Below are 23,720 nucleotides of genomic sequence, written 5' to 3' on the forward strand. Positions count from 1 at the left end.
CAGCGCGGTTGTCCGTGCGCCCGCCAAGTCAGCTTCGCGTTGCGCCGCCACTGCTTGCTCTTGGCGGCCCATACACTAGTTCTCACGCCTGCCCTCCCACACCACCGGCAAAAAGAATTCGCTCACCAACAACCGGCGTCCGCGCAGCACGAACACCGAGCGGCGGCCCCAAAGTGCGGCATCATGCCGGGCCCCCGCCGGCGCATCGGCGCCGGCCAGCGCGCCGTACTCCACCCGCTCGCGGCGCGTGGCCGGATCGGCGAACAGCACACTGCCGAGGGATCGCTCGCCCAAATGCGCGAGGCGGCGCAGGCCGCCGCGCAGACTGCGCAGCGGGATCACGGTGCGGGCGTACACCCACGGGGTCGAGCCGCACATCAGGAACACCTCGCGCAGCAAGGCCTGCTCGCCACGGCCCATGCCGAGCAGGCGCCGCTCGTCCTCGCGCGGGCGCACCCGTCGTTGGCCGAGCAGCGCGACCCGAAATCCCGCGCCGCCGCAGGCCTCCGCCACGCGGCGGGTGAGCGAGTCGGTACTGGTCAACCAGCCCTCGGCGCCGGCGGGCAGCCGCCGGCGCGGCAGCCGGGAGGGAGGAGACCAGCGGGCAGACCGCCCGTCGCGGAAGGTGCTCATGCGGTGTCAGGGAAACCGTGTCGTCGATGTCAGTATCGCGGATGCCGGCTTACACGCCGGCGTACACCGCGCCGGGCACCCAGCGCCGCACCAACGGCGGCACGTGCGCGGGATACTCGGTGCGCAGCCGTTCGGCGACCGCCGGCACCCGCTCGAGCAAGGCCTGGTCGCGCTCCAGGCGCGCGATGCGCAGTTGTAGCATCCCCGTCTGGCGGGTGCCGAGCACCTCGCCCGGCCCGCGCAGCTCCAGGTCGCGCTGGGCGATGGCAAACCCGTCATTGGTCTCGCGCAGGGTGCTGAGGCGCTCGCGCGCCAGCGCGGAAAGTGGGCCATGATACATCAGCACGCACGCGCTGGCCGCGGCGCCGCGTCCCACCCGCCCCCGCAACTGATGCAGCTGCGCCAGCCCCAGACGCTCGGCGTTCTCGATGATCATCAGGCTGGCATTGGGCACATCGACACCGACCTCGATCACGGTGGTGGCCACCAACAGATCCAGCGCGCCCTGCTTGAAGCGCGCCATCACCGCTTCCTTGTCGGCGCTCTTCAGCCGCCCGTGCACCAGCCCAACGCGCAGCTCCGGCAGGGCCTCGGTGAGCAGCGCGGCGGTCGCCTCGGCGGCCTGCGCCTGCAGGGCGTCGGATTCCTCGATGAGCGTGCACACCCAGTACGCCTGGCGCCCGGCCGCGCACGCCTCGCGCACGCGCGCCACCACGTCCTCGCGGCGAGCGTCCGGCACTACCACGGTCTCCACCGGCGTGCGTCCCGGCGGCAGCTCGTCGATCACGGAGACCTCCAGATCGGCATAGGCGGTCATGGCCAGGGTGCGTGGGATGGGGGTGGCGGTCATGATCAGCTGGTGTGGGTGCAGCCCCTCGCGCGCGCCCTTCTCGCGCAGCGCGAGGCGCTGATGCACGCCGAAGCGGTGCTGTTCGTCGATCACCACCAGGCCGAGGCGCGCAAAGGCGACCTCCTCCTGGAACAGCGCGTGGGTGCCCACCGCGAGCGGCGCCGCGCCCTCGGCCAGCGCCGCCAGCGCGGCTTGGCGTTCACGCGCGCGGGCGCGACCCGCCAGCCACGCCACCGGCACCCCCAGCGGTTCGAACCAGGCGCGCAGGTTGCGCGCGTGCTGCTCGGCCAGCAGCTCGGTGGGGGCCATCAGCGCGCCCTGCCAGCCGGCATCGACCGCGCGCGCCAGCGCCGCCGCCGCCACCACCGTCTTGCCGGAGCCGACGTCGCCCTGCACCAAGCGGTGCATGGGCACCGCGCGCGCGAGGTCGCGCGCGAGCTCGTCGATCACCCGCCGCTGGGCGCCGGTCAGCGCGAACGGCAGGCCCGCCAGGAAGGCCCGAGTGACCTCGCCGGGGGCCCCGAAAGCGGGCGCCGTCAGCCGCTCCACCCGATCGCGCAGCGCGCGCAACGACAAGTGCTGGGCGAGCAGCTCCTCGAAAGCCAAGCGCTGCTGGGCCGGATGGCGGCCCTCCTCCAGCGCCTGCACGCTCACGTCGGGCGGTGGGCCGTGCAGCAGCGCGACCGCCTCGGCCAACGAGGGCAGCGCGAGCTCGGCCCGCACCACGGGAGGCAGCCACTCGACCAGGCTGTGCGCCGGGCCGCCGCCAAAGCGCAGCGACTCCCCCGCCAAGGCGCGCAAGGCGGGCTGGCTGAGCCCCTCGGTGGCCGGGTAGATCGGGGTCAGCCGCTCTTCGACCGGCGCCTCCTGGTCGGGCGCCACGCGACGATACTCCGGGTGGATCATCTCCAGCCCCGCGACACCGGCGCGCACCTCACCGTAGCAGCGCACCGTGACGCCGCGCGCGAGATTGGCCTGCTGGGCGGCGGAGAAGTGGAAAAAGCGCAGGGTAAGCAGCGCCGAGCCGTCCTGAATGCGCACCAGCAGCATGCGCCGACGCCCGAAGCGCACCTGCGCCGCGCGCACCTCGCCCTGCACCACGGCCTGATCGCCGGGCCGCAGGGTGGCGATGGGGGCCACGCGGGTGCGGTCCTGGTAGCGCAGCGGCAGGTGGAACAGCACATCCTGCACGGTGTGCAGATCGAGCCGGGCGAGGCGCTCGGCCATGCGCGGGCCGACGCCCTTCAGCTGTGTGACGGGCGCCGCGGCCGCGTCCAGCGCCGCGGTGTGCACGGCCTCAGCCGAGTTCGAGGATCCCGTCCATCTCCACCGCGGCGCCCTTGGGCAGGGCGGCGACGCCGATGGCCGCGCGCGCCGGATACGGCGCGCTGAAGTACTCGGCCATGACCTCGTTGACCACCGGGAAATGGGCCAGATCGGTGAGATAGACGTTGAGCTTGACCAGGTCGGCAAGGCTGCCGCCGGCGGCCTCGGCCACTGCGGCGAGGTTGTCGAACACGCGCCGGATCTGCGCGCCGATGTCGCCGCCCACCAGGTTCATGGTGGCAGGATCGAGCGGAATCTGACCGGACAAATAGACGGTGCTGCCGTGGCGCACGGCCTGCGAGTAGGTGCCGATGGCGCTCGGCGCGCGGTCGGTCTGGATGATCTGGCGCTGGGACATGGCTGAGGCCTCCGGCGTTCTGCTTATCGTGGTGCGTGGTTAGCCGCGCGCGCGCGTCAGGCGCACGACGTGCTCGATGTGACGAATCCGGCGCATGATACGCGCCAGGTGCGCACGGCCCTGCACCAGCACGGTGAAGGTGAGCGTGCTGTGGGTGCCGTCGCGCTCTTCGACGTTGACGGTGTCGATGTTGGCGTCCATGTCGGCGATGGCCGCGGCCACCGTGGCGAGCACACCGCGCTGGTTCATCACCTCGACGCGCAGCTCCACCGGGTACTCGCCGGTCACCTGCGGCTCCCACTGCACGTCGATCCACTTCTCGGGCCGCTGCCGGAAGTCGGCGATGTTCTTGCAGTTCTGGGTGTGGATCACGATGCCGCGCCCGGCGCTCAGGAAACCGAGGATCGGGTCGCCGGGGATGGGCCGACAGCACTTGGCGTAAGTCAGCACCATGCCCTCGGTGCCCTTGATCGCGAGCGGCTCGCCCGAGGCCGGCGGCGCGACCGCCTCCTCCGGCTGGCCGGCGGCGATGGCGCGCGCCACCAGCACCGGCATGCGGTTGCCGAGACCGATCTCCTCCAGCAGGTCGTCCAGTCCCTTGATCTGAAGCTCCTTCAGCACCGCGAACACGCGCGCCTCGGGCACGTCCTCCAGCGAGGTGGCGAACGCTGACAGGCTCTTGTCGAGCAGGCGCCGGCCCAGCATCACCGACTCATCGCGCTTCAGGTTCTTGAGGAAGCTGCGGATGGTCGAACGCGCCTTGGCGGTGGTGACGAAATGCAGCCACGCCGGGTTGGGGCGCGCCCCCGTCGAGGTGATGATCTCCACCGTCTGGCCGTTGTGCAGTGCGGTGCGCAGCGGCATCAGGCGCCGGTCGATCTTGACCGCCACGCAGGCGTTGCCGACGTCGGTGTGCACCGCGTAGGCGAAGTCCACCGCGGTGGCACCGCGCGGCAACTCCATGATCTCGCCCTTGGGCGTGAACACGTAGACCTCGTCGGGGAACAGATCGATCTTGACGTTTTCCAGGAACTCCAGCGAGTTGCCTGCGTTCTGCTGCATCTCCAGCAGGCCGCGCAGCCACTCGCGGGCGCGCGCATGGGCGGTGCTGGTACCGGCCTCGCGGCTCTTGTACAGCCAATGCGCCGCCACGCCCGCCTCGGCCACCTTGTCCATCTCGCGGGTGCGGATCTGCACCTCGATAGGCACGCCGAAGGGGCTGAACAGCGAGGTGTGCAGCGACTGGTAGCCGTTCGCCTTGGGGATGGCGATGTAGTCCTTGAAGCGGCCCGGCACCGGTTTATAAAGGTTGTGCACCACGCCGAGGATCCGGTAGCAGGCGTCCACACTGTCGGTGACGATGCGAAAGGCGTACACGTCGGTCACCTCCGCCAGCGACAGACGCTTCTTCACCATCTTCTGGTACAGGCTGTAGAGGTGCTTCTGGCGCCCGATCACCTGCCCTTCCACCGCCTCCTGGCGCAGGCGCTCCTTGATGGAGTCCTCGATGCGGGTGACGATCTCCTTGCGGTTGCCGCGCGCGCGACGCAGGGAATCGGACAGGATGCGGTAGCGCAACGGATAGTGCGCGGCGAAGCCGAGCTCCTCGAGCTCCAGGCGCATGCGGTTCATGCCGAGGCGGTTGGCGATCGGCGCGTAGATCTCCAGCGTCTCGCGCGCGATACGGCGGCGCTTCTCCGGGCGCATCACGCCCAGGGTGCGCATGTTGTGCAGGCGGTCGGCCAGCTTGATCAGGATCACGCGGATGTCCTTGACCATCGCCAGCATCATCTTGCGGAAGTTCTCCGCCTGCGCCTCGGCCCGACTCTCGAAGCGAATGGTGGTGAGCTTACTGACCCCGTCGACGAGTTCCGCCACCTCCTCGCCGAACTCGTCCGCAAGGTGCTCCTTGGCGGTGGGGGTGTCTTCGATCACATCATGGAGGATGGCCGCCATGATGCTCTGGTGGTCCATGCGCATCTCGGCGAGCGTGCGCGCGACCTCCAGCGGGTGGTAGATGTAGGGTTCGCCCGACATCCGGTGTTGGCCCTCGTGGGCCTCGGCGCCGAACAGGTACGCCCGGTATACATCCGCGACCTGCGCCGGCTCGAGATAGGTCTCGAGCATGGCGCATAAATCGCTGATATAGAAGACGGGCGCCCGCGGGTGGTTCATGGCAGCCGCGTCAGGATTCCTGCGGCGGCTGGGGCAGCAGCTCCTCCGGCTCGCTCTCTTCCATCTCCACGACCGGGGCGTCGTCCTCATCGAGGATCTTGGGACCGACGTAACCCTCGGCGATCTCACGCAGGGCCACCACGGTGGGCTTGTCGTTCTCCCAGTCGATGTGCGCGTCCTGTCCCATGGCGAGCTGACGGGCGCGCTTGGTGGCGACCAGGATCAGCTGGAAGCGGTTATCGACATTATCCAGACAGTCTTCGACGGTGATGCGGGCCATTGAACCTCCGGTGTTCGCGCGCCGCGGACGGGCACGGACTTAAAATGGCAGCAAAGTGTACTGAAAGCGCCGCCGCGCCGCCAGGGGGCACGCCGCGCCGTCCTGAACGCAGCAGACCGGAGCGCGCAGGCCGTGGATCACGAAGACGATCGAAAACCACGCTTGTGGTCTGGGCAATCCCCGACGGATTGATTCAGACCTTCAACTAACTCAGCAGCTCGGCGATCAGGGCGGCATGGCGCACGCGCTGGGCATCGGCACGCAGGCGCGCGGCACGCACGATGGCCTGCAGCTCGGCGAGCGCGATGTCGAAATCGTCGTTCACCACCAGGTAGTCGAACTCGTCGTGGTGTGACATCTCGTTGACCGCATCCTGCATGCGCCGCGCAATCACGTCCTCGCTGTCCTGGCCGCGGCCGCGCAGGCGCGCCTGCAGCGCCTCACGCGAGGGCGGCAGGACGAAAATACCGACCGCGGGCAAGGCCGCGCGGACCAGACGCGCGCCCTGCCAGTCGATCTCGAGCACCACGTCCTGGCCGGCCTGCAGGGCGTCGGCCACGGCCTGGCGCGAGGTGCCGTAGCAATTGTCGAACACGCGGGCGTGCTCGAGAAACTCCCCCGCCGCGACCATGGCGTCGAAGCGCGCCTGATCCACGAAGTGGTAGTGCACGCCGTCCTGCTCGCCCGGGCGCGCCGCGCGCGTGGTGTGCGAGACCGACAACGACAGCCCGGGCGTCGCCCGCAGCAGGGCGTGGACCAGACTGGTCTTGCCGGCGCCTGACGGTGCGGCCACGATGAACAGCACGCCGGGGGCGTGAGTCGACTCGGCTGCGACGTTCATGCGTAGGGATTCCTCATTCGATGTTCTGTATCTGCTCGCGCATCTGCTCGATCAACACCTTGAGCTCGACAGCGGCCTGCGTCATGGCGATGTCGGACGACTTGGAGCCGAGCGTATTGGCCTCACGATTGAGCTCCTGCATGAGGAAATCGAGCCGCCGCCCGACGGGGCGTTCCTCGCCCAGTACCCGCTCGACCTCGGTGAGATGAGTGGCTAGGCGCGCCAGTTCCTCGTCCACGTCCAGGCGCTGCGCCATCAGCACCATCTCCTGCTCGAGCCGCCCCGGCTCCAGCTCGCCCCGCACCTCCTCCAGCCGGGCGCGCAGGCGCTCGCGCGCCGCCGCCAACACCGCCGGCAAGCGGGCACGCGCGTCCTCGGCCACCTCCCGCATGGCGGCGCAGCGCGCCTGAATGTGGCGCGCAAGCTCCGCGCCCTCGCGGGCGCGCGCGCTGCGCAGACCCTCCAGGGCCCGGTCGAGCAGCGCCAGGGCCGCGGCCTGCACCGTCGCAAGATCCGGTGTGGGCGGCTTCAGCACCCCGGGCCACTGCAGCACGGCGAGCGCGTCGGGCGCGGTGAGCCCGGGGACGATACGCTGCAACTCGGCGAGCAACGCCGCAACGCGCTCGGCATGGTCGGTATCGAGCGCCTGAGCGGGCGCTCCGACCGCCAGCGCATCCGGCGGGCTGTAGCGCAACGTGCAATCCACCTTGCCGCGTGCCAGACGCGCCTGGATGCGGGCACGTAGTTCGGGTTCCAGCAGACGCAGCTCATCGGGCAGGCGCGGCGCCACCTCCAAATAACGGTGATTGACCGCGCGCAACTCCAGCGCGAGCGCCCCCCAGGGGCCCTGCGCCTCCTCGCGCGCGAACGCCGTCATGCTGTGAACCATCCGAGCTCCTCGATCGAGATCCGGGTGCCGGCCCCGCCCGCGGCCCCCGCGCTGTGGTACTCTCCGCGAAAATAGCCGCACGCGCAAACATGAACAATCTCAGCCTCCCCGCAGGAACCCAAGTCGATCAATACACGGTGCAACGCACGCTGGGCGGCGGGGGTTTCAGCGTCGTCTATCTGGCCTTGGACGCGCAGGGCACCGAGGTGGTGCTGAAGGAATACCTGCCGAGCAAGCTCGCCACGCGCGCCCCGGACCTCTCGGTGGCACCGATCGACGACGCCACCGCCGAGCGCCTCGCGCACGGGCGCCGCCTGTTCTTCCAGGAAGCCAGCACGCTGGCCCAGCTCAAGCACCCCAACATCGTAGACGTGACCAGCTGCTTCCGCGCCAACGGCACGGTGTATATGGTCATGACCTACATGCCGGGCCACAATCTGCAGCACTATATCAAGCGCCGCAAGGGCCTTAGCGAGACCTTTCTGCGCACGGTGTTCCCGCCGCTGCTGGAAGGGTTGAAGGTGATCCACTCGCGCGGCTTGCTGCACCTGGACATCAAGCCCGGCAACATCCACCTGCGCCAGGGGGGCAGCCCCTTGCTGCTCGACTTCGGCGCGGTGCACGAGATGATGCACAGCCGCCGCCATCAGGCCTCCCAGGTACTCACCCCGGGCTTTGCCCCCATCGAGCAGCTCGACCCGAGCGGCTATCTCGGGCCCTGGTCAGACATCTACGCCATTGGGGCCACCCTGCGCACCTGCATGGCGGGACAAACGCCGCCCTCGTCCAAGGAGCGCTTCGAACACGACACCATGCGTCCCGCCGCCGAGCTGTACCGCCGCCGCTACAGCGGTGATCTGCTGCGCGCGGTGGACTGGGCGATGGAGGTCGACCCCATGCTGCGCCCGCAGAACGTCGACGAACTGCTGGAGGTACTCCCGGTCGATACGCTACCGCAGACCGAGGAGCCGGACACTATGCTCGGGCGCCTGGCCGGCAGCTTCTCCTGGATCAAGGGCTGAGCCGCATGCGCTACGAACTCGGCCAAGCGAGCCGCCTGGGCAACCGCGCCGCCAACCAGGACCGCTTCGCTTACATCGAACGCGATGACGGGGTGCTATTGGTACTCGCCGACGGCATGGGCGGTCAGGTAGGCGGCGAACTGGCGGCGCAACTGCTGGTGGATGTGGCGCGGCGGGACTTCCTCACCGGCCAGGATCTGCTGCAGGCCCCGGAGGATTTTCTCACCGGCATCATCGAGGACGCCCACCGGCGCATCGTGGCCTGGGGCGAGAGTCAGCAGCCGCCGGTGCGCCCGGGCAGCACCGCCGTGCTGTGCCTATTGCGCGAAGGCCACGCCTGCTGGGCGCATGCGGGCGACAGTCGGCTGTACCTGTTCCGCAAGGGCCTGCCGCTGTACCGCACCGATGACCATTCCTACGTCGAGAAGCTCTACCGCGACGGGCTCATCTCGCGCGAGCGCCGTCACAGCCATCCGATGCGCAACTACGTGACGCAGTGCATCGGATGCGCCGAGCAGCCCGTGATCGAGTTCCACGCGCCGGTACGCGTGGAACCGGGGGACGTGCTGCTGCTGTGCTCGGACGGGCTGTGGGGCGGCGTGGACGACGCGCGGATGGGCGCCATGCTCGCCGAAGGCCCGTTGGAGCTTGCCCTGGACCGCATGGCCGAGCAGGCCGAGCAGCACGCCTACCCGCGCTGCGACAACATCAGCGCGCTGGCGCTGCGCTGGCAGGGCGCCGCCCCATCGCGCCGCACCGATCGGCATGGCAAGCCCACCCCCGACCCACGCGAGCTCGACGGCGCGATCGAGGAGATCGAGAACGCCATCCGACGCTATGCGCGCGAGATGAAGAAGGACTGAAGGGAAGGCCTGCGTCACGCCACCCCGACCTGACCGCGACATCGCCCGCTGTCGCCGGACATCCGTCGGCGCGGGTGCGTATAATGGCCGGTTTCCCGCGAAATCCCAGTGAGGAGCTTATGCGCCCAAGTGGCCGATCCCCCGACGAGCTACGCCCCGTCCGCATCACCCGCCACTACACCAAGCACGCCGAAGGCTCGGTACTCATCGAGTTCGGCGACACGCGCGTGCTGTGCACCGCGACGGTGGACGAGCGCACCCCGCGCTGGCTCAAGGGCACCGGCCAGGGCTGGGTTACGGCCGAATACGGAATGCTCCCGCGCGCCACGGGCGAGCGCACCGGGCGCGAGGCCGCGCGCGGCAAGCAAGGCGGGCGCACGCTGGAGATCCAGCGCCTGATCGGCCGCTCACTGCGCGCGGCGGTCGACCTCAAGCGCCTCGGCGAGCGCAGCATCGTCCTCGACTGCGACGTGCTGCAGGCCGACGGCGGCACCCGCACCGCCGCCATCACCGGCAGCTATGTGGCGCTGGCCGATGCCGTCGCCGGTCTCATCAAGGCGGGCAAGCTCAAGCAGTCCCCCTTTCATACCCAGGTCGCCGCGGTATCGGTGGGCGTGCACCAGGGCCAACCGGTACTCGACCTCGATTACGCCGAGGACTCGAGCTGCGCCACCGACATGAACCTGGTGATGAATGCCGAAGGCGGCTTCATCGAGATCCAGGGCACCGCCGAGGGTGTCGCCTTCAGCGCCGAAGATCTGGCCGGCATGCTGGAGCTGGGCGCGCGCGGCATCGCGCAGCTACTCGACCTGCAGCGCGCCGCGCTGGCAGCCGGCTAGCGGCTGGCTGGATGCGCGTCGTCCTCGCCAGCGGCAATCGCCACAAGGTGCAGGAGCTCACCGCCCTGCTGACACCGCTCGGCCTCGACATCGTCCCGCAGACCGAGCTCGCGGTGCCGGAGGCCGAGGAGACCGGCCTGACCTTCGTCGAGAACGCCATCTTGAAGGCGCGCCAAGCCGCCGCACACACGGGGCTGCCCGCCCTCGCGGACGACTCCGGCATCGAGGTCGACGCCCTTAAGGGGGCGCCCGGCATCTATTCGGCGCGCTACGCCGGCCCCGGCGCCGGCGACGCGGACAACCTCGCCAAGCTGCTCGCCGACCTGGAGGGGGTACCGCCGGAGCGGCGCGGCGCGCGCTTTCAGTGCCTGGTGGTATACCTGCGCCATGCCGAGGACCCGACGCCCGTCATCTGCCAAGGCACCTGGGAGGGGCGCATCCTGCCGGCCCCGCGCGGCGCGGCCGGGTTCGGCTACGACCCGGTGTTCGAGGTGCTGGGGCGGGGTATCTCGGCCGCCGAACTGACGCCCGAGGAGAAGAACGCCCTCAGCCATCGGGGGCAGGCCTTGCGTAAGCTCGCCGCCGCGCTCGGCGCTGCCCCGCCCCCCGCCGCATAGCGAGCCGCTCAGGCGGCCAACATGCGCCGCGCCATAAAGTCGCCGACGGCCTCGCCGATGCCGTTGATCAGGAACTGCACCGCGATCACCGCCAGGATCAGGCCGAACACCTTGGTCATAATATCCATGCCGGTATCCCCCAGGCGCTGCACGATGTAGCGCGAGTGCACCATGGTCAGGTAACAGGTCGCCGTGGTGATCACCACGGCCAGGTAGACCAACGCCAAGTGGTAAACGTCGGGCGCCTCGCTTGTGAGGATCATCACCGTCGCGATGGACCCCGGGCCGCTGATGAAGGGAATCGCCAGCGGCACCACCGAGACGTCGTCCACCAGATCGCCCTTCTTCTCGCGCGCCTCCTCCTCGGCCGAATGATTCCGCGTGCGGATCATGTTCATCGCGATCCCGAACAGGATCACCCCGCCCGCGATCCGAAACGCGGCGAGGGTGATACCGAACAGCTGGAAGATCACGCCGCCGAGGGTGGCGAACACGAAGAAGATGACCGTAGCGACGATGGTGGCGCGTTTGGCCACTAGGCGGCGACGCGGCTCGGCGGCCCGTGGCAGCAAGGCGGCGAACACGAACGCGGTGGTCAGCGGATTGACGATCACGAAGACCGCCATGATCGTGATGATCAGATACTCGAACAACGCCCCCACCCCGCCCTCCTTCGTCCAGTGCCTGGCGCAAGACCTTAACAAACCCCCGCCGGGCGGGACACCGCCCGGCCCGGCCGCCCACCAGAGACTAAACTTCTCTGGCGGGCCCCCTGCCCGCCGATGATTTATACGCGCCAAGGAGGGCACTATGAAGATCAGCGTCGAGATGCCCGCGGTCGAAACCTGTTCGGTAAACGACTGCGCCTACAACGTCGATACCCATTGCCATGCCCGCGCCATCACGGTCGGCGACGGCATCCACCCCGGTTGCGACACCTTCCTGCAGAGCAGCCGCCACACCCGCAGCGGTCCCTCGGCGGCGGGCGTGGGTGCCTGCAAGGTGGAGGCCTGCCGCTACAACGACGATTACGAGTGCGGCGCCGACGCCATCCAGGTCGGCCACCGCGACGCCTCCATCAACTGCCTGACCTTCGAGGCGCGCTGACGCAGCCTCAACGGCGGCCGGCGCCGGCGAGCGCTGGTGCCGCGCCCGCCTTCAGTCGGTGATCAAGCCGTGGTCGAGCACGTAGCGGATCAGTTCGGCATTGCTGTTTACCCCGAGCTTGCGCATCACCCGCGCCTTGTACGAACTGATGGTCTTGGCACTCAGGGACATGCGGTCGGCGATGGTGCTCAGATTGGCGCCCGCGGCGATCATCCAGTGGTGCTGATCCACCTCATGACCCACACAACAAATCCCGGAGGCGCATCGGGTGCGTCTGCTCCGCCCGTGGCCAGCCCTACGGCCAATCGCGAGATGCAGTCGCTAGCAGTGGAATCCAGACCACACATTGACCGTCGGGCGCCGGCGGCAGATGTTCTGCCGCCGGCCGTCAATTCGCCCGTCGTTTTCCCGGCTGCGGCCACGCGAGCAGTATCATAATTTGCTAATATTCGGCAGCCCTTGTACGGGTGCTTCTCTCCCGCGCCCTCGTCGACCGCGCGCCGGCGGGGCAAGAAACCGAAGAGGTTCCTCTCTATGTTCAAGTACTGGCTGACAGCGGCGGGCGCGAGCCTTCTGCTGGCAGGGCCGGCGGTGGGCGCAGATGTGGCCGCCGGCGAGCAGATCGTGATGCAGGGTAACGGCAAGGGCGCACTCGCGTGCGTAAGCTGCCACGGCGCGCAGGGGGCCGGCAACGCCGCGGCGGGCTTTCCGCGACTGGCGGGCCTCGATGCAGAGCACATGGTAAAGCAGCTGCAGGACTACAAGGCGGGCACGCGCAAGAACCCGGTGATGGCGCCGTTCGCCGCGGCGCTCACCGACGAGGAGATGGCCAACGTCTCGGCCTACTACGCCGCGCAGCAGGCGCCGGTGACCGCGGCCAAGCCCGAGGGCGAGGCGGCGGCACTCGGCGAGCGCCTGACGCTGATCGGCAACTGGGACAAAGACGTTCCCGCCTGCGTTGCCTGTCACGGCCCGGGGGCGCGTGGCGTCGGCAAGTCCTTCCCGGCGCTCGCCGGACAGCATGCGGCCTATATCAAGGCCCAGTTCCAGGCCTGGAAAAACGGACAGCGGACCAATGATCCGGATGAGCTGATGAAAGTGGTGGCCGAGCGGCTGTCGGACGAGGAGATCGAGGCGGTGGCCAACTACCTGGCCAGTCTCGAGGCACGGCGCTGATGGTCACCGATTCGGGAGCAAGCATGAAGAGCGTAAACAACCTCACCTTTCGCGCCTTGGTCGTCGGCGTGCTCGGCCTGGCGCTGCAGGCGCCCCTGCACGCCGACGAGGAGCAGGTTCTCGACTACCAGGTGGAACTGCCCGAGACGCCCGACGGGGCCGTCAAGTTCAAGCCCATCAGCGATGACAGAATCCCGGACGACGGATTCGGCGAGATGGTGCGTTACGGCGAGAGCCTGTTCGTGGACACGCAGCAGCTGCGCGGCAAGTACGTCGGCAACGACATGAACTGCGTCAACTGCCACCTGGACCGGGGCCGCAAGGCCGACTCCTCGCCGATGTGGGCCGCCTACACGATGTATCCGGCCTACCGGCGCAAGAACGACAAGGTCAACACCAACGAAGAGCGTGTCGCGGGCTGCTTCGAGTTCAGCATGAACGGCACACCGCCGCCGCCCTCGAGCAAGGAGATGACGGCGTTGATGACCTACATGTATTGGATGTCCACCGGCGCGCCGACCGGCATTCCGCTCGAGGGCCGCGGCTATCCGACGGTCGCCAAGCCCGCGCAGGAACCGGATATCCGGCGCGGCAAGGGCGTGTATGAAGCCAGTTGTGCGATCTGCCACGGGGCCGACGGCGAGGGCCAGAAGGTCGAGGGCAAGGTGGTGTTCCCGCCGCTGTGGGGTGAGAACTCCTACAATTTCGGCGCCGGCATGCACCGCATCAACACCGCCGCGAGCTTCATCAAGCACAACATGCCGCTGGGCAAGCCGGGCACGCTGAGCGATCAGGAGGCCTGGGACGTGGCCGCCTACATCAACAGCCACGAGCGCCCGCAGGACCCACGCTTCGACAAGACCCTGGCGCACACGCACGACGTGTTCCATGCCGACGAGCAGTGCTACTACGGCAAGGAAATTGACGGCCACGTGCTGGGCACCAAGTCCTATCCCAACCCGCTGCGCGAGACCGCGGCGCGCTGAGGAACCTCCGTACGGCGGTTGGTGCGACACAGGGAGGTGTCGCCACGCCTTGCGTCGTGCGCAAGCGGAACCTGTCGACGTTCGGGATGGCCTTAACTCAGGCCTCAACTCTCGCTGCGGATGACCACAACCATGCCGCGCCACGCACGCCGCTGCTGTCGCCATGCCGGGGTGGCACCAGGCGGCTGGCGACGCGGTCGCTGAATACCCACTGCCCCCACAGCGCGGGCACGCGGCTATACAAGCGCTCGAGTTGGGACAGCCCGCCCCCCAGCACGATGACTTCCGGATCGAAGACGTTGATGATGGCCGCCAGGCCGCGCGCGAGGCGCGACTCATAGCGTTCCAGGGCGGCCTCGGCCTGCGCATCGCCCTGCGCGGCGCGGCGCGCGACCTCGGCGCCGGTGCATTCGACCCCGCTGGCGGCCGCGTAGTCCCGCGCCAGCCCCGGCCCCGACAGATACGTCTCGATACAGCCGTATTGCCCGCACCAACAGGCAGGGCCCGGAAACTCCTCCGGGGTCATCCAGGGCAGCGGGTTGTGGCCCCATTCACCGGCGATGCCGCCCGCCCCCGGCACCAACTCTCCATTGACCACCAAGCCGCCGCCCGTGCCGGTGCCGATGATCACGCCGAAGACGCTGCGCGCGCCGGCCGCCGCGCCGTCCACGGCCTCGGAGAGGGCGAAGCAGTTGGCGTCGTTGGCGAGGCGCACCGGGCGGCCGAGGCGCGCCTCCAGATCGGCCTGCAGGGGGCGCCCGTTCAGGCACTGGGAGTTGGCGTTGCGAATCAGGCCGCTGGCGGGCGAAGGCGAGCCGGGGATCGCGACCCCGACGCTGGCGGCGCCGAAGCGCCCGGCCATCCGGCGCACGAGGGCGCAGATCGCGTCGAGCGTCGCGTCGTAGTCATTCGCGGGCGTGGGCACGCGCTCGCGCGCCAACATCCTGCCGCGCGCATCCAGCGTCGCCGCCTCGATCTTGGTCCCGCCGAGGTCGATGCCGATGCGCACGCCGCTCATGCGCTCTCCAGCAGTTCGGTGTCGCCGTGTGCGTAGGCCGGACTGCAGGCGCACAACACGCGCAGCGGCTCGCTGCCGGTATTGTGCAGCGCATGGGCGGTGCCGGGCGGGATGCAGACCGTGTCGCCGGCTTCGATGTCGAAGCGTTGGTCGCCGAGCGTCATACGCCCGCGGCCGGCCGCGACATGGTAGATCTCCTCGCTGAGATGATGGCGGTGCAGCAGGGTGCGTCCGCCCGGCGAGACGGTGGCTTCGGCCAGGCTCTGAGCGCGATTGCCGTGCTGGTCGGGGTGCATCAACTCGCGGATCTCGGAGCCGTCTTTGGTGCGGTAGGGAGGGATGTCGGTGTAGCGCGTCCTCATGGGTCGGAGGCTACGCGAAACGCCACCCGCGCGTCCACGCGCGGCACGCGCACGAAGTGGAAGGGCTGGGTAAACGCTTGGCTGAGCATGGCGCCCGGCGGGGGCGCGAGTTCGCGCAGCGTGACCACCAGCGTGCCCTCCTCATCGAGCACGGCCCGCTCGATACGGATCCCGTAGCCACCGCTCGGGCGGGTGCCGAGCGCCGCGCCCACCACCATCTCGCGCTCGAAGTCGATCGCCGGTGGTGCACCGTGCAGGCGCTCTTCCCACAGGTCCCGCCAGCTCTGCGCATCGCGCACCACGATGTGGGCCGGCTCATGAAATTGGCTGTGCTGGCCGACGGCGATTTCATGCATGGGCAAGGCCTGGGCGGCGCAGGCGGCCAGCAGCAGCGCGAGGGCGAGCGCGAACCACCGGCGCATCAGACCCGCTCGAAGCCGAGGATGTGATCCAGACGCAGGCGCACCGATTTCCCGTCGGGCAGCACGCCGAGCAGGAACTCCGCGCCGCTCTCGGTCTGCAGATCGCGCGGATCGAGCAGGCCCACGAAGCTGCTGCCGTCGTCGCCGCGCCACGCCACCCGCAGCCGCTCGCGGTGCATGATCGCCAACTCCAGCTCGGCGTACTGCTCGCACGGCATGGAGACGTAACCATCCACGTCCTGCTCAATCATCATCGCGCCGCACCTCCACACCCTGTAGGCGACCCTCGGCATCCACCCGCAGGGCGAACTCGATCGGCCGGCAGCAGATCTGGCAGTCTTCGACATAGTCCTGCTCGCCCGCCGAGCTGTCGGCGGTGGTAATGAAGCGCGCCCCGCAATAAGGGCAATCGATTTCGATCTCCTCGATCACACCTCTTCCTCCCCTTCGCCCTGCGCCGGAACGAACAAGCCGAGCAGATCGTTCAGAAACAGGCGGCCGCGTTCCGTGGGGCGGATGTCCGTAAGAGCCCACTCAATGAGGCCGCGTTCCTCGGCGGCGCGCAAGGGCGCTTCCACTACGGTGATCGGCAGCCCGACCCGCTCACTGAAGAGCGCCGTCTCGAAGCCGCCGTTCAGGCGCAGGGCGTTCATCATGAACTCCAGAGGCGCCTCCTCGCGGCCGAGGCGCCGCTCCTGCGTCACGTGCGTGCCCTCGGCGACGCGGGCGAGATAATCGTCCGGGCCGCGCGCCTTGCAGAGGCGCACGATCGCCTGCTCGCGCGCATCGGTGATCTTGCCGTGGGCGCCGGCGCCTATGCCAAGGTAGTCCCCGAAGCGCCAATAGTTGAGGTTGTGTTGGCACTGACGCCCGGCCTGGGCATAGGCCGAGACCTCATACTGAGCATAGCCGCGCTCCGCGAGCCGCTCGACACCCTGGCTGTGCATCGCCCACAGGGCCTCGTCCTCGGGCAGCGGGGGCGGGTGCCGGTAGAACCAGGTGTTGGGCTCCAGCGTGAGCTGGTAATAGGACAGGTGCGTGGGCTCGAGGTCGAGCGCCGTGCGCAGGTCCGCCTCGGCTTGCGCGGGACTCTGGTTCGGCAGGCCGTACATCAGGTCGAGGTTGAAGTTCTCATAGCCCGCCGCGTGCGCCATCTCGGCGGCGCGCACCGCCTCGCGCCGGCCGTGAATGCGCCCGATGCGCTGCAGGGACCCGTCGTCGAAGCTCTGCGCGCCGATCGACAGGCGGTTCACGCCCGCGGCGCGAAACTCACTGAACTTGGCTTGCTCGGCGGTGCCCGGATTGGCCTCCAGCGTCACTTCCACGTCCGGCGCGAGTTTGAGCAGCGCGCGCAGGCCCGACAGCAGACGGTCGAGCGCCTCGGCCGACAGCAGCGACGGCGTGCCGCCGCCGATGAACACACTGACGATGGGCCGGCCCCAGATGCGCGGCAGGTCCTGTTCCAGGTCGCGCAACAAGGCGTCGACGTACTCGCGCTCGGGCAGTGGGCCGCGCGCCTCGTGGGAGTTGAAGTCGCAGTAGGGACACTTGCGCACGCACCAAGGCACGTGCAGGTACAGGCTGAGGGGCGGCAGCGCCGAGAAGCGGAACATGATGGGGCGGACTCTCGCTGGTCTGTTCACATACTACCGTATCCCGCATACGCGGGCGCGCGGGCACTGGGTTCGGTCAGCCGGCTTTGTAGTGCGGCGCGAGCGCCGGCGCGAGGCGCGCGCGCAAGGCGGACAATGCGTCGGCCGAATAAGCTTGCGCCGGCCCCTGCCCCCACACCGGCCCCGGCCAGGCGGGGTCGCCCTCGAAGCGCGCGATGTGATGGATATGCAGTTGCGGGACCAGGTTGCCGAGCTTGGCGACGTTGAGGGCGGTGGGCTGGAAAAGCTGGCTGAGCACGCCCGCGAGCGCGGTCGATTCGCGCAGCAGCATGTGCTGATCCGCGGGCGCGAGTTCGTGCAGCTCGCGCACGTCCGCCCGCTCGGGGACCAGGATGAACCAGGGATAGCGCGCGTCGTTCATGAGCAGCAGCAGAGACAGCTCGCCGCGGCCGAGCGGGACGGTGTCGCGCGCGAGGCGCGGGTCCAGCGCGAAGCCCTCAGCGCTTTTCAAAGGCGAGGTCCCACACGCCGTGCCCGAGGCGCTGCCCACGGCGCTCGAATTTGGTGACCGGCCGCTCCTCGGGACGCGGAATATAGCCCCCGTCCGGCGCCACATTACGCAGCGTGGGCTCGGCGCCGAGCACCGCCAGCATGTGCTCGGCGTAGGGCGCCCAGTCGGTGGCCAGCTGCAGGCGCCCGCCCGCCGCGAGCCGCGAGGCGGCCAGCGCCACGAACGGCGGCTGCACGATGCGCCGCTTGTGGTGGCGCTTCTTGGGCCAGGGGTCGGGGAACAGGATGAGGATCTGGTCGAGGCTCGCGGGCGGGATGCGCCGCTCCAGGAAGGCCACCGCATCGTCGCCCCATACGCGCACATTGGTGAGTCCCTGCTCGGCGACCTGCATCAACAGGCTGCCGACGCCGGGGCGGTGCACCTCGATGCCGAGATAATCGCGCTCGGGATGGCGCGCGGCCAGCTCCGCGAGCGTCGCGCCCATGCCGAAGCCGATCTCCAGCACACGCGGCGCGCGCCGCCCGAACAGCGCGTCGAGGTCGAGCGGCGCGTCGCCGGCCGGCACGCCGTAGCGCGGCAGCAGCGCCTCGAGCGCGCGCTGCTGGCCCACGGTCATGCGGCCCTCCCGGCGCACAAAGCTGCGCACCGGACGGGCGCCGCGCGCCGTGGCGTCGGGGCCGCTCTCGGTAGCCAAGGCCACGGCCCTAGTTAAAAGAACGTTCCGTCGATGGGCGAGGACGCGCTGGCGTACAGCTTGCGCGGCATGCGGCCCGCCAGATAGGCCTCGCGCCCGGCCTCCACCGCCTTCTTCATGGCCGAGGCCATCAGCACCGGATCCTGCGCGGCGGCGATGGCGGTGTTCATCAGCACGCCGTCGCAGCCGAGCTCCATCGCGATGGCGGCGTCGGAGGCGGTGCCCACGCCCGCATCGACCAGGATCGGCACGTTCGCGTTCTCGATGATGAGGCGGATGTTGTAGGGATTGCGGATGCCCAGCCCCGAGCCGATCGGCGCGGCCAGCGGCATCACCGCCACGCAGCCCATCTCCTCCAGGCGCTTGGCGATGAGCGGGTCGTCGGTGGTGTAAACCATGACCTTGAAGCCGTCCTTGATCAGCGTATCGGCGGCGGCCAGGGTCTGGGTCACGTCGGGGTACAGAGTCTTCTGGTCGCCCAGCACCTCGAGCTTCACCAGGTCGTGCCCGTCCAGCAGTTCGCGCGCCAGGCGACAGGTGCGCACCGCGTCCTCGGCGGTGTAGCAGCCGGCGGTGTTGGGCAGGATGGTGTAACGCTCGGGCGGGATCACCTCGAGCAGATTGGGCTCGTCCGGGTTCTGGCCGATGTTGGTGCGCCGGATGGCGACGGTCACGATCTCCGCGCCGCTCGCCTCGATGGCGGCGCGCGTCTGCTCGAGGTCGCGGTACTTGCCGGTGCCGACCAGCAGGCGCGAGGTGTAGCGGCGGCCGCCGACCACCAGTTCGTCGGCGCCGGCGCCGGCTGCCAGCGCGGCGGTGTTCTGTACGCTCATTAGGGGCTCCCGGGCGGCTAACCGCCGCCGATGGCGTGTACGATTTCTACGCTGTCGCCGGCCGCCAGCCGGCGCGTCTCGAAGGTGCTGCGGGGCACGATCTCGCGGTTGATCTCCAGGGCCAGGCGCTTCTGCGCAAGGCCCATGTCGCCGAGCAGCTGGGCCACGCTGGTGCCCTCCGCGACATCGCGCGGCTCGCCGTTCAACACGATTTCCATGACTTACTCGCCCACCAAACGGAACCCGCAATTGTACACCAGCTTGCTTTTGGAGTCGGGCTCCGCCTAAATAGCCGACCGTGGACGACCCAAGCCTGGACACCATTGCGCTGGACGAGGCCGGCACCCTGGACGGGCTGCTGCGCGCGCGCCTGCGCCGCACGCCGGAGGCCGTGGCCTACCGCAGCTACGACAAAGCGCAGGGCACTTGGCAGGACACGCGCTGGCTGGACGTGGGGCGCGCGGTCGAGCGCTGGGCCGCGGCACTCGCGGCCGAGGGCCTGCAGCCCGGGCAGCGCGTGGCACTCGCGCTGCGCAACTGCACGGAGTGGGTCTGTTTCGACCAGGCCGCCATGCGGCTCGGCCTGGTGGTGGTGCCGCTGTACCCCAACGACCGCCCCGAGAATGTGGACTACATCCTGCGCGACGCCGCCGCGCGGGTGCTGCTGGTGCAGGACCTGCCGCAGTGGCGACGCCTCGCGCCCGCGCTGCACGAGCATCCCAGCCTCGCGCGGGTGCTGCTGCTGAACACCGCCGCCGACAGCGAATTGCCCGACCCGCGCCTGCGCAGCGTCGCGAGCTGGCTACCGGAGCAGGCCACCGCGCCGGAGGCGCACGCGGGCGACCCCCACGCGCTCGCCACCATCGTATACACCTCGGGCACCACCGGGCGACCCAAGGGGGTGATGCTGAGTCACCACAACATCCTCAGCGTCACGCGCGCCTCGCTGCAGCGCTTTCACTGCTACACCAGCGACCTGTTTCTCTCGTTCCTGCCGCTGTCGCACACCCTGGAGCGCACCGCCGGCTACTACCTGCCCATGATGGCGGGCAGCACGGTGGCCTACGCCCGCTCGGTGCCGCAGCTCGCGGAGGACATCAAGCAGCTCGGCCCCACCGTGCTGGTGGCGGTGCCGCGCATCTTCGAGCGCGTGTACCTGCGCATCCGCGAGCGCGCCGCGCGCGAGGGGCGGCTCACGCGGGCGGCGCTGGATATCGCGGTGCGTGCGGGCTGGCGCCGCTTCCTGGTCGAGCAAGGGCGCGCGCGGCGCGATCCCTCGCTGATGATCTGGAAGTTCGCGGGCCATAAGGTCGCCGCGCCGGTGAAGGAGGCGCTCGGCGGGCGCCTGCGCGTGGCGGTCAGCGGCGGCGCCCCGCTGCCGCTGCCGGTGTCGCAGTTCTTCCTCGGCCTCGACATCCCCCTGCTGCAGGGCTACGGGCTCACCGAGACCAGCCCGGTAATCAGCGTCAACGCCCTGGAGGACAACGACCCGGCCAGCGTGGGGCGACCGTTGGACGGCATCGAGGTGCGCATCGGCGCGAATCAGGAACTGCTGGTGCGCGGCCCCGGCGTGATGATGGGCTACTGGAACAACCACTCGGCCACCGCCGAGATGATCGACGCCGAGGGTTGGCTGCACACCGGCGATCAGGCATGCCTCGCCGACGGGCGCATCTACATCACCGGCCGCATCAAGGAGATCCTGGTGCTGTCCAACGGCGAGAAGGTCCCCGCCGCCGAGGCCGAGGCGGCGCTGTCCATGGACAGCCTGATCGAACGCGCCGTGGTGCTGGGCGAGGGACACGCGTATCTGGCCGCGATCGTGGAACTGAATCCGGAGGCCTGGGAGCAACAGGCCGCCGCCTGGGGCCTCGACTCCGCCGACCCCGCCAGTCTGGACGACAAGCGCCTGCACGACGAACTGCTCAAGCGGGCCAGGACGGCCCTCAGCGGCTTCCCGCGCTGGGCGCGTGTGCGCCGCGTCGCCGTCAGCCCCGAGCCGTGGACGGTGGACAACGGGCTCATCACGCCGACGCTGAAGGTACGCCGCGCGCAAATCGAGGCCCGCTACCGCGAGCGCATCGCGCCGCTGTTCGACGGGCGGGAGTGAAACCTACGGGGCTTTGACAGCGCTCCCCGCGGCGCCAATAATAGGCGGCCGCACGCGGGTGTAGTTCAATGGTAGAACCTCAGCTTCCCAAGCTGATGACGTGGGTTCGATTCCCATCACCCGCTCCAACTTTCACCCGCTCCACCGCCGCGCCGGTTCAGGTTTCTGGCGCGCCGGCGTCGTAGGCGGCCAGCACTTGCTGCAGGTCTTCCAGGCGCGGTGGCTTGAGCAGGTGGCGGTCCACGGCGGCTTCGCGCGCCGCGCCGCTTGCGTTGTAGCCGGTCAGGGCCGCGCAAACCATGCGGCGATCCGGGTGGGCGGCGCGCAGCCGCCTCGCCACTTCGTAGCCGTCCATACCCGGCAGCCCCACATCGAGCAATACCACCTGCGGACGGAACTCCTCCGCGACCTGCAGCGCCTGCTCGCCGTCTGCCGCCACACGCACGCGGTGCCCCATCGTTTCCAGCAGCACCGCCAGGGACTCGGCGACGTCCGCGTTGTCCTCGACCACCAGCACGCGTTTGCCGCTGACCGTCGCGACGAGTGCGGGCCGTGCCTTCGCCACCGGCGCGTGCGTGCCTTCGGCCAGCGGCAGCCGCACGCGAAACTCGCTGCCGCAGCCGGGCCCAGAACTTTGCGCACTGACGCTACCGCCGTGCTTTTCCACCAGCCGCCGCACCAGGGTGAGGCCGAGGCCCAGGCCGCCCTGGGAACGATCGAGCGCGCGTTCCTCCTGCGCGAACAGGTCGAAGATGTGGGGCAGGATGTCCGGGGCGATGCCCTGGCCGTCGTCGCGCACGCTGACCACCGCGCAGTCGCCTTCGCGCTCCAGCTTCACGTGTAGGTGCCCGCCTGGCGCGGTGTATTTCGCGGCGTTGTGCAGCAGATTGGCAAACACCTGACTGATGCGGGCAGGATCGGCATCGACCATCAAGCGCTCGCGGGGCGGTTCAACCTCGAGCCGGTGTTGGGCTTCGTGAATCAGGGGCGCGACCGTCTCCAGCGCCGCATTCACGAGTTCGGCGAGATCCGCGCGCTCCACCTTCAGGCGTATGCGCCCCTGCGTGATGCGCGCCACGTCCAGCAGGTCGTCGACCAGACGGACCAGGTGCCGCCCCTGGCGTCCGATCACCTCGGTGGCCCAGCGCAGCTGGTCGTCCAGCCCATCGGCGTGCAAGTGCAGGAGCTCGGCCGCGTTCTGCACCGGCGTGAGGGGGTTGCGCAACTCGTGCGCCAGCATGGCCAGAAACTCGTTCTTGCGCCGGTCCGCGCGCGCCAGGGCATCGGCCTGTTCACGCAGCTGCGTCTCGAGGGCCTTGCGTTCGGTGAGATCGATGCCCGACGCGACGATGTTGGTCACCCGCCCCTGCGCATCGAACAGCGGCGCGACGTGGAACTCGATGATGCGTTGGCCGCGTGGCAATACCGCGCACGCTTCGACGGTTTGGCGCGCGCCGCCGGCGGCGGTCTGCACCGCCTCACGCAAGCGGTCGAGGTCCGGAGAGTGGCGCCACCAGGGACTCGCGTAAAGCAGGCGCCCGACCACGTCCTCCTTCCGGTAGCCCATCGCATCGAGCAGGGTTTGGTTGGCCTCCAGCACGACACCGTCGGTGCTCAGCAGGCCCACGAAGACGTTCAGGCTGTCGAGCAGGCGCCGCAGCTGGCCGGCATGCTCGCGCTGCGCCTGCTGGGCGCGGCGCTGCTCCGTGACGTTGCGTAGCGTGTGCATGGCGAACTGAACTTGCCCGTCCGGCCCGCGTACGGCCGCTCCGCCGCAATTGGCGATCCAGCCTTCGCGGCAATCCGTGCGGTGCACGATCAGCTCGAAGTCCACGAACCGTTCGCCGCGCAACGCCCGCGCAAGCGGCCACTCCTCCAGCGCAAGCTCGCGCCCGTCCAGTGCGTACAGCCGGAAGATCTGTGTAAATTCGCTGATGTGACGGCGCGCGTCCGCCAGGTCCTCGAAGCCGAGGAGGTCCAGCGCCGCGCGGTTCATGCTCACCAGCCTGCCGTCGGCGTCCGCGATCACCAGACCTTCGGTGAGGTTGTCGAGCAAGGTCAGCCACTGGCGCAAACCCAGCTCGGACGGCGCCGAGGACCGGGGCTCGCCGGGTACGGCGTCGGACACGGTGTCGGTGGGGCTTCCGGCTGCCATACATCCTCCTGTGGGTCCGTGCACGAGCGGACTCAAGATT

The 23,720-nt window shown here is 69.4% G+C and carries 28 protein-coding genes and 1 tRNA gene; 9 read left to right on the top strand and 20 right to left on the bottom strand.

Annotated features, from left to right (window positions below; all coding sequences use genetic code 11):
* Positions 1-75 precede the first annotated feature (75 nt).
* The 7 genes from HUS23_05570 to HUS23_05600 form a co-directional block, all read right to left on the bottom strand.
* Positions 76-633 (bottom strand): chorismate lyase, encoded by a 558-nt coding sequence (locus tag HUS23_05570; protein ID QKT03308.1) that lies wholly within the window; start codon positions 631-633, stop codon positions 76-78.
* 49 nt (positions 634-682) lie between these two features.
* On the bottom strand, positions 683-2,761 hold the full coding sequence (gene recG, locus HUS23_05575) for an ATP-dependent DNA helicase RecG (GenBank protein QKT04991.1): 2,079 nt from the start codon (positions 2,759-2,761) through the stop codon (positions 683-685).
* Between the two features lie 19 nt (positions 2,762-2,780).
* Positions 2,781-3,167 (bottom strand): RidA family protein, encoded by a 387-nt coding sequence (locus HUS23_05580; GenBank protein QKT03309.1) that lies wholly within the window; start codon positions 3,165-3,167, stop codon positions 2,781-2,783.
* A gap of 39 nt (positions 3,168-3,206) precedes the next feature.
* Complete coding sequence (gene spoT, locus HUS23_05585; protein ID QKT03310.1) at positions 3,207-5,342, bottom strand: bifunctional GTP diphosphokinase/guanosine-3',5'-bis pyrophosphate 3'-pyrophosphohydrolase; 2,136 nt, start codon at positions 5,340-5,342, stop codon at positions 3,207-3,209.
* Between the two features lie 10 nt (positions 5,343-5,352).
* Complete coding sequence (rpoZ, locus tag HUS23_05590; protein ID QKT03311.1) at positions 5,353-5,622, bottom strand: DNA-directed RNA polymerase subunit omega; 270 nt, start codon at positions 5,620-5,622, stop codon at positions 5,353-5,355.
* 205 nt (positions 5,623-5,827) lie between these two features.
* The gene (gene gmk / locus HUS23_05595) at positions 5,828-6,463 is read right to left on the bottom strand and encodes a guanylate kinase (GenBank protein QKT03312.1); all 636 of its coding nucleotides are present in this window, start codon (positions 6,461-6,463) and stop codon (positions 5,828-5,830) included.
* A 13-nt stretch (positions 6,464-6,476) separates the two neighbouring features.
* On the bottom strand, positions 6,477-7,352 hold the full coding sequence (locus HUS23_05600) for a YicC family protein (protein QKT03313.1): 876 nt from the start codon (positions 7,350-7,352) through the stop codon (positions 6,477-6,479).
* A gap of 89 nt (positions 7,353-7,441) precedes the next feature.
* Here HUS23_05600 and HUS23_05605 point away from each other — a divergent pair, with 89 nt between their 5' ends.
* The 4 genes from HUS23_05605 to rdgB all read left to right on the top strand — a co-directional run bounded on the left by HUS23_05605 (position 7,442) and on the right by rdgB (position 10,693).
* A complete protein-coding gene (locus tag HUS23_05605; protein QKT03314.1) occupies positions 7,442-8,374 on the top strand; it encodes a serine/threonine protein kinase in 933 nt (310 codons plus the stop codon).
* A gap of 5 nt (positions 8,375-8,379) precedes the next feature.
* Complete coding sequence (locus HUS23_05610; protein ID QKT03315.1) at positions 8,380-9,237, top strand: serine/threonine-protein phosphatase; 858 nt, start codon at positions 8,380-8,382, stop codon at positions 9,235-9,237.
* A 119-nt stretch (positions 9,238-9,356) separates the two neighbouring features.
* Positions 9,357-10,076, top strand: coding sequence for a ribonuclease PH (gene rph / locus HUS23_05615; GenBank protein QKT03316.1), 720 nt, complete (start codon positions 9,357-9,359; stop codon positions 10,074-10,076).
* Positions 10,077-10,087: 11 nt separating this feature from the next.
* Positions 10,088-10,693: an RdgB/HAM1 family non-canonical purine NTP pyrophosphatase gene (gene rdgB, locus HUS23_05620; protein ID QKT03317.1), complete on the top strand. Its 606-nt coding sequence runs from the start codon at positions 10,088-10,090 to the stop codon at positions 10,691-10,693.
* Between the two features lie 8 nt (positions 10,694-10,701).
* Here rdgB and HUS23_05625 read toward each other — a convergent pair whose 3' ends face one another.
* A complete protein-coding gene (locus HUS23_05625; GenBank protein ID QKT03318.1) occupies positions 10,702-11,355 on the bottom strand; it encodes an NAAT family transporter in 654 nt (217 codons plus the stop codon).
* 148 nt (positions 11,356-11,503) lie between these two features.
* On the opposite strand from HUS23_05625, the gene HUS23_05630 reads away from it, so the two are divergent.
* The gene (locus HUS23_05630) at positions 11,504-11,800 is read left to right on the top strand and encodes a DUF1540 domain-containing protein (protein QKT03319.1); all 297 of its coding nucleotides are present in this window, start codon (positions 11,504-11,506) and stop codon (positions 11,798-11,800) included.
* Between the two features lie 51 nt (positions 11,801-11,851).
* On the opposite strand, the gene HUS23_05635 is transcribed toward HUS23_05630, so the two are convergent.
* Complete coding sequence (locus tag HUS23_05635; GenBank protein ID QKT04992.1) at positions 11,852-12,013, bottom strand: response regulator transcription factor; 162 nt, start codon at positions 12,011-12,013, stop codon at positions 11,852-11,854.
* A gap of 321 nt (positions 12,014-12,334) precedes the next feature.
* On the opposite strand from HUS23_05635, the gene HUS23_05640 reads away from it, so the two are divergent.
* Positions 12,335-12,976, top strand: coding sequence for a cytochrome c4 (locus HUS23_05640; protein QKT03320.1), 642 nt, complete (start codon positions 12,335-12,337; stop codon positions 12,974-12,976).
* Between the two features lie 23 nt (positions 12,977-12,999).
* Entirely contained in the window at positions 13,000-13,962 is a 963-nt protein-coding gene (locus HUS23_05645) for a c-type cytochrome (GenBank protein QKT03321.1), read from the top strand.
* A 97-nt stretch (positions 13,963-14,059) separates the two neighbouring features.
* On the opposite strand, the gene HUS23_05650 is transcribed toward HUS23_05645, so the two are convergent.
* The 10 genes from HUS23_05650 to thiS all read right to left on the bottom strand — a co-directional run bounded on the left by HUS23_05650 (position 14,060) and on the right by thiS (position 19,633).
* Positions 14,060-14,980 carry an ROK family protein gene (locus HUS23_05650; protein QKT03322.1) on the bottom strand — a complete coding sequence of 307 codons (921 nt, stop codon included), beginning with the start codon at positions 14,978-14,980 and terminating at the stop codon, positions 14,060-14,062.
* Positions 14,977-15,342, bottom strand: coding sequence for a cupin domain-containing protein (locus HUS23_05655; GenBank protein ID QKT03323.1), 366 nt, complete (start codon positions 15,340-15,342; stop codon positions 14,977-14,979). Before HUS23_05655 ends, HUS23_05650 begins: the two co-directional genes overlap by 4 nt.
* The gene (locus HUS23_05660; GenBank protein ID QKT03324.1) at positions 15,339-15,764 is read right to left on the bottom strand and encodes a protease complex subunit PrcB family protein; all 426 of its coding nucleotides are present in this window, start codon (positions 15,762-15,764) and stop codon (positions 15,339-15,341) included. The genes HUS23_05655 and HUS23_05660 overlap by 4 nt, the downstream gene beginning before the upstream one ends.
* Positions 15,764-16,018: a transcriptional antiterminator, Rof gene (locus HUS23_05665; GenBank protein ID QKT03325.1), complete on the bottom strand. Its 255-nt coding sequence runs from the start codon at positions 16,016-16,018 to the stop codon at positions 15,764-15,766. Before HUS23_05665 ends, HUS23_05660 begins: the two co-directional genes overlap by 1 nt.
* Positions 16,008-16,196 (bottom strand): CPXCG motif-containing cysteine-rich protein, encoded by a 189-nt coding sequence (locus HUS23_05670; protein QKT03326.1) that lies wholly within the window; start codon positions 16,194-16,196, stop codon positions 16,008-16,010. Before HUS23_05670 ends, HUS23_05665 begins: the two co-directional genes overlap by 11 nt.
* Positions 16,193-17,377: an oxygen-independent coproporphyrinogen III oxidase-like protein gene (locus HUS23_05675; GenBank protein QKT03327.1), complete on the bottom strand. Its 1,185-nt coding sequence runs from the start codon at positions 17,375-17,377 to the stop codon at positions 16,193-16,195. Before HUS23_05675 ends, HUS23_05670 begins: the two co-directional genes overlap by 4 nt.
* A gap of 76 nt (positions 17,378-17,453) precedes the next feature.
* Positions 17,454-17,993 (bottom strand): HIT domain-containing protein, encoded by a 540-nt coding sequence (locus tag HUS23_05680; protein ID QKT03328.1) that lies wholly within the window; start codon positions 17,991-17,993, stop codon positions 17,454-17,456.
* Positions 17,875-18,588 (bottom strand): tRNA (guanosine(46)-N7)-methyltransferase TrmB, encoded by a 714-nt coding sequence (trmB, locus tag HUS23_05685; protein ID QKT03329.1) that lies wholly within the window; start codon positions 18,586-18,588, stop codon positions 17,875-17,877. The genes HUS23_05680 and trmB overlap by 119 nt, the downstream gene beginning before the upstream one ends.
* Positions 18,589-18,596: 8 nt before the next feature.
* Positions 18,597-19,415, bottom strand: a complete 819-nt coding sequence (locus HUS23_05690) for a thiazole synthase (GenBank protein ID QKT03330.1) — start codon at positions 19,413-19,415, stop codon at positions 18,597-18,599.
* Between the two features lie 17 nt (positions 19,416-19,432).
* A complete protein-coding gene (gene thiS, locus HUS23_05695) occupies positions 19,433-19,633 on the bottom strand; it encodes a sulfur carrier protein ThiS (GenBank protein QKT03331.1) in 201 nt (66 codons plus the stop codon).
* Between the two features lie 80 nt (positions 19,634-19,713).
* Between thiS and HUS23_05700 the strand changes: the two genes are divergently transcribed.
* Both HUS23_05700 and HUS23_05705 read left to right on the top strand, forming a co-directional pair.
* Entirely contained in the window at positions 19,714-21,525 is a 1,812-nt protein-coding gene (locus HUS23_05700) for an AMP-binding protein (protein ID QKT03332.1), read from the top strand.
* 54 nt (positions 21,526-21,579) lie between these two features.
* A tRNA-Gly gene (locus HUS23_05705) sits at positions 21,580-21,653 on the top strand.
* A 29-nt stretch (positions 21,654-21,682) separates the two neighbouring features.
* Here the strand turns inward: HUS23_05705 and HUS23_05710 are convergent.
* Positions 21,683-23,680 carry a PAS domain-containing protein gene (locus tag HUS23_05710; protein QKT03333.1) on the bottom strand — a complete coding sequence of 666 codons (1,998 nt, stop codon included), beginning with the start codon at positions 23,678-23,680 and terminating at the stop codon, positions 21,683-21,685.
* Between the last annotated feature and the right edge of the window lie 40 nt (positions 23,681-23,720).

This window comes from Ectothiorhodospiraceae bacterium 2226 (genome assembly GCA_013348725.1).
Classification (GTDB): domain Bacteria; phylum Pseudomonadota; class Gammaproteobacteria.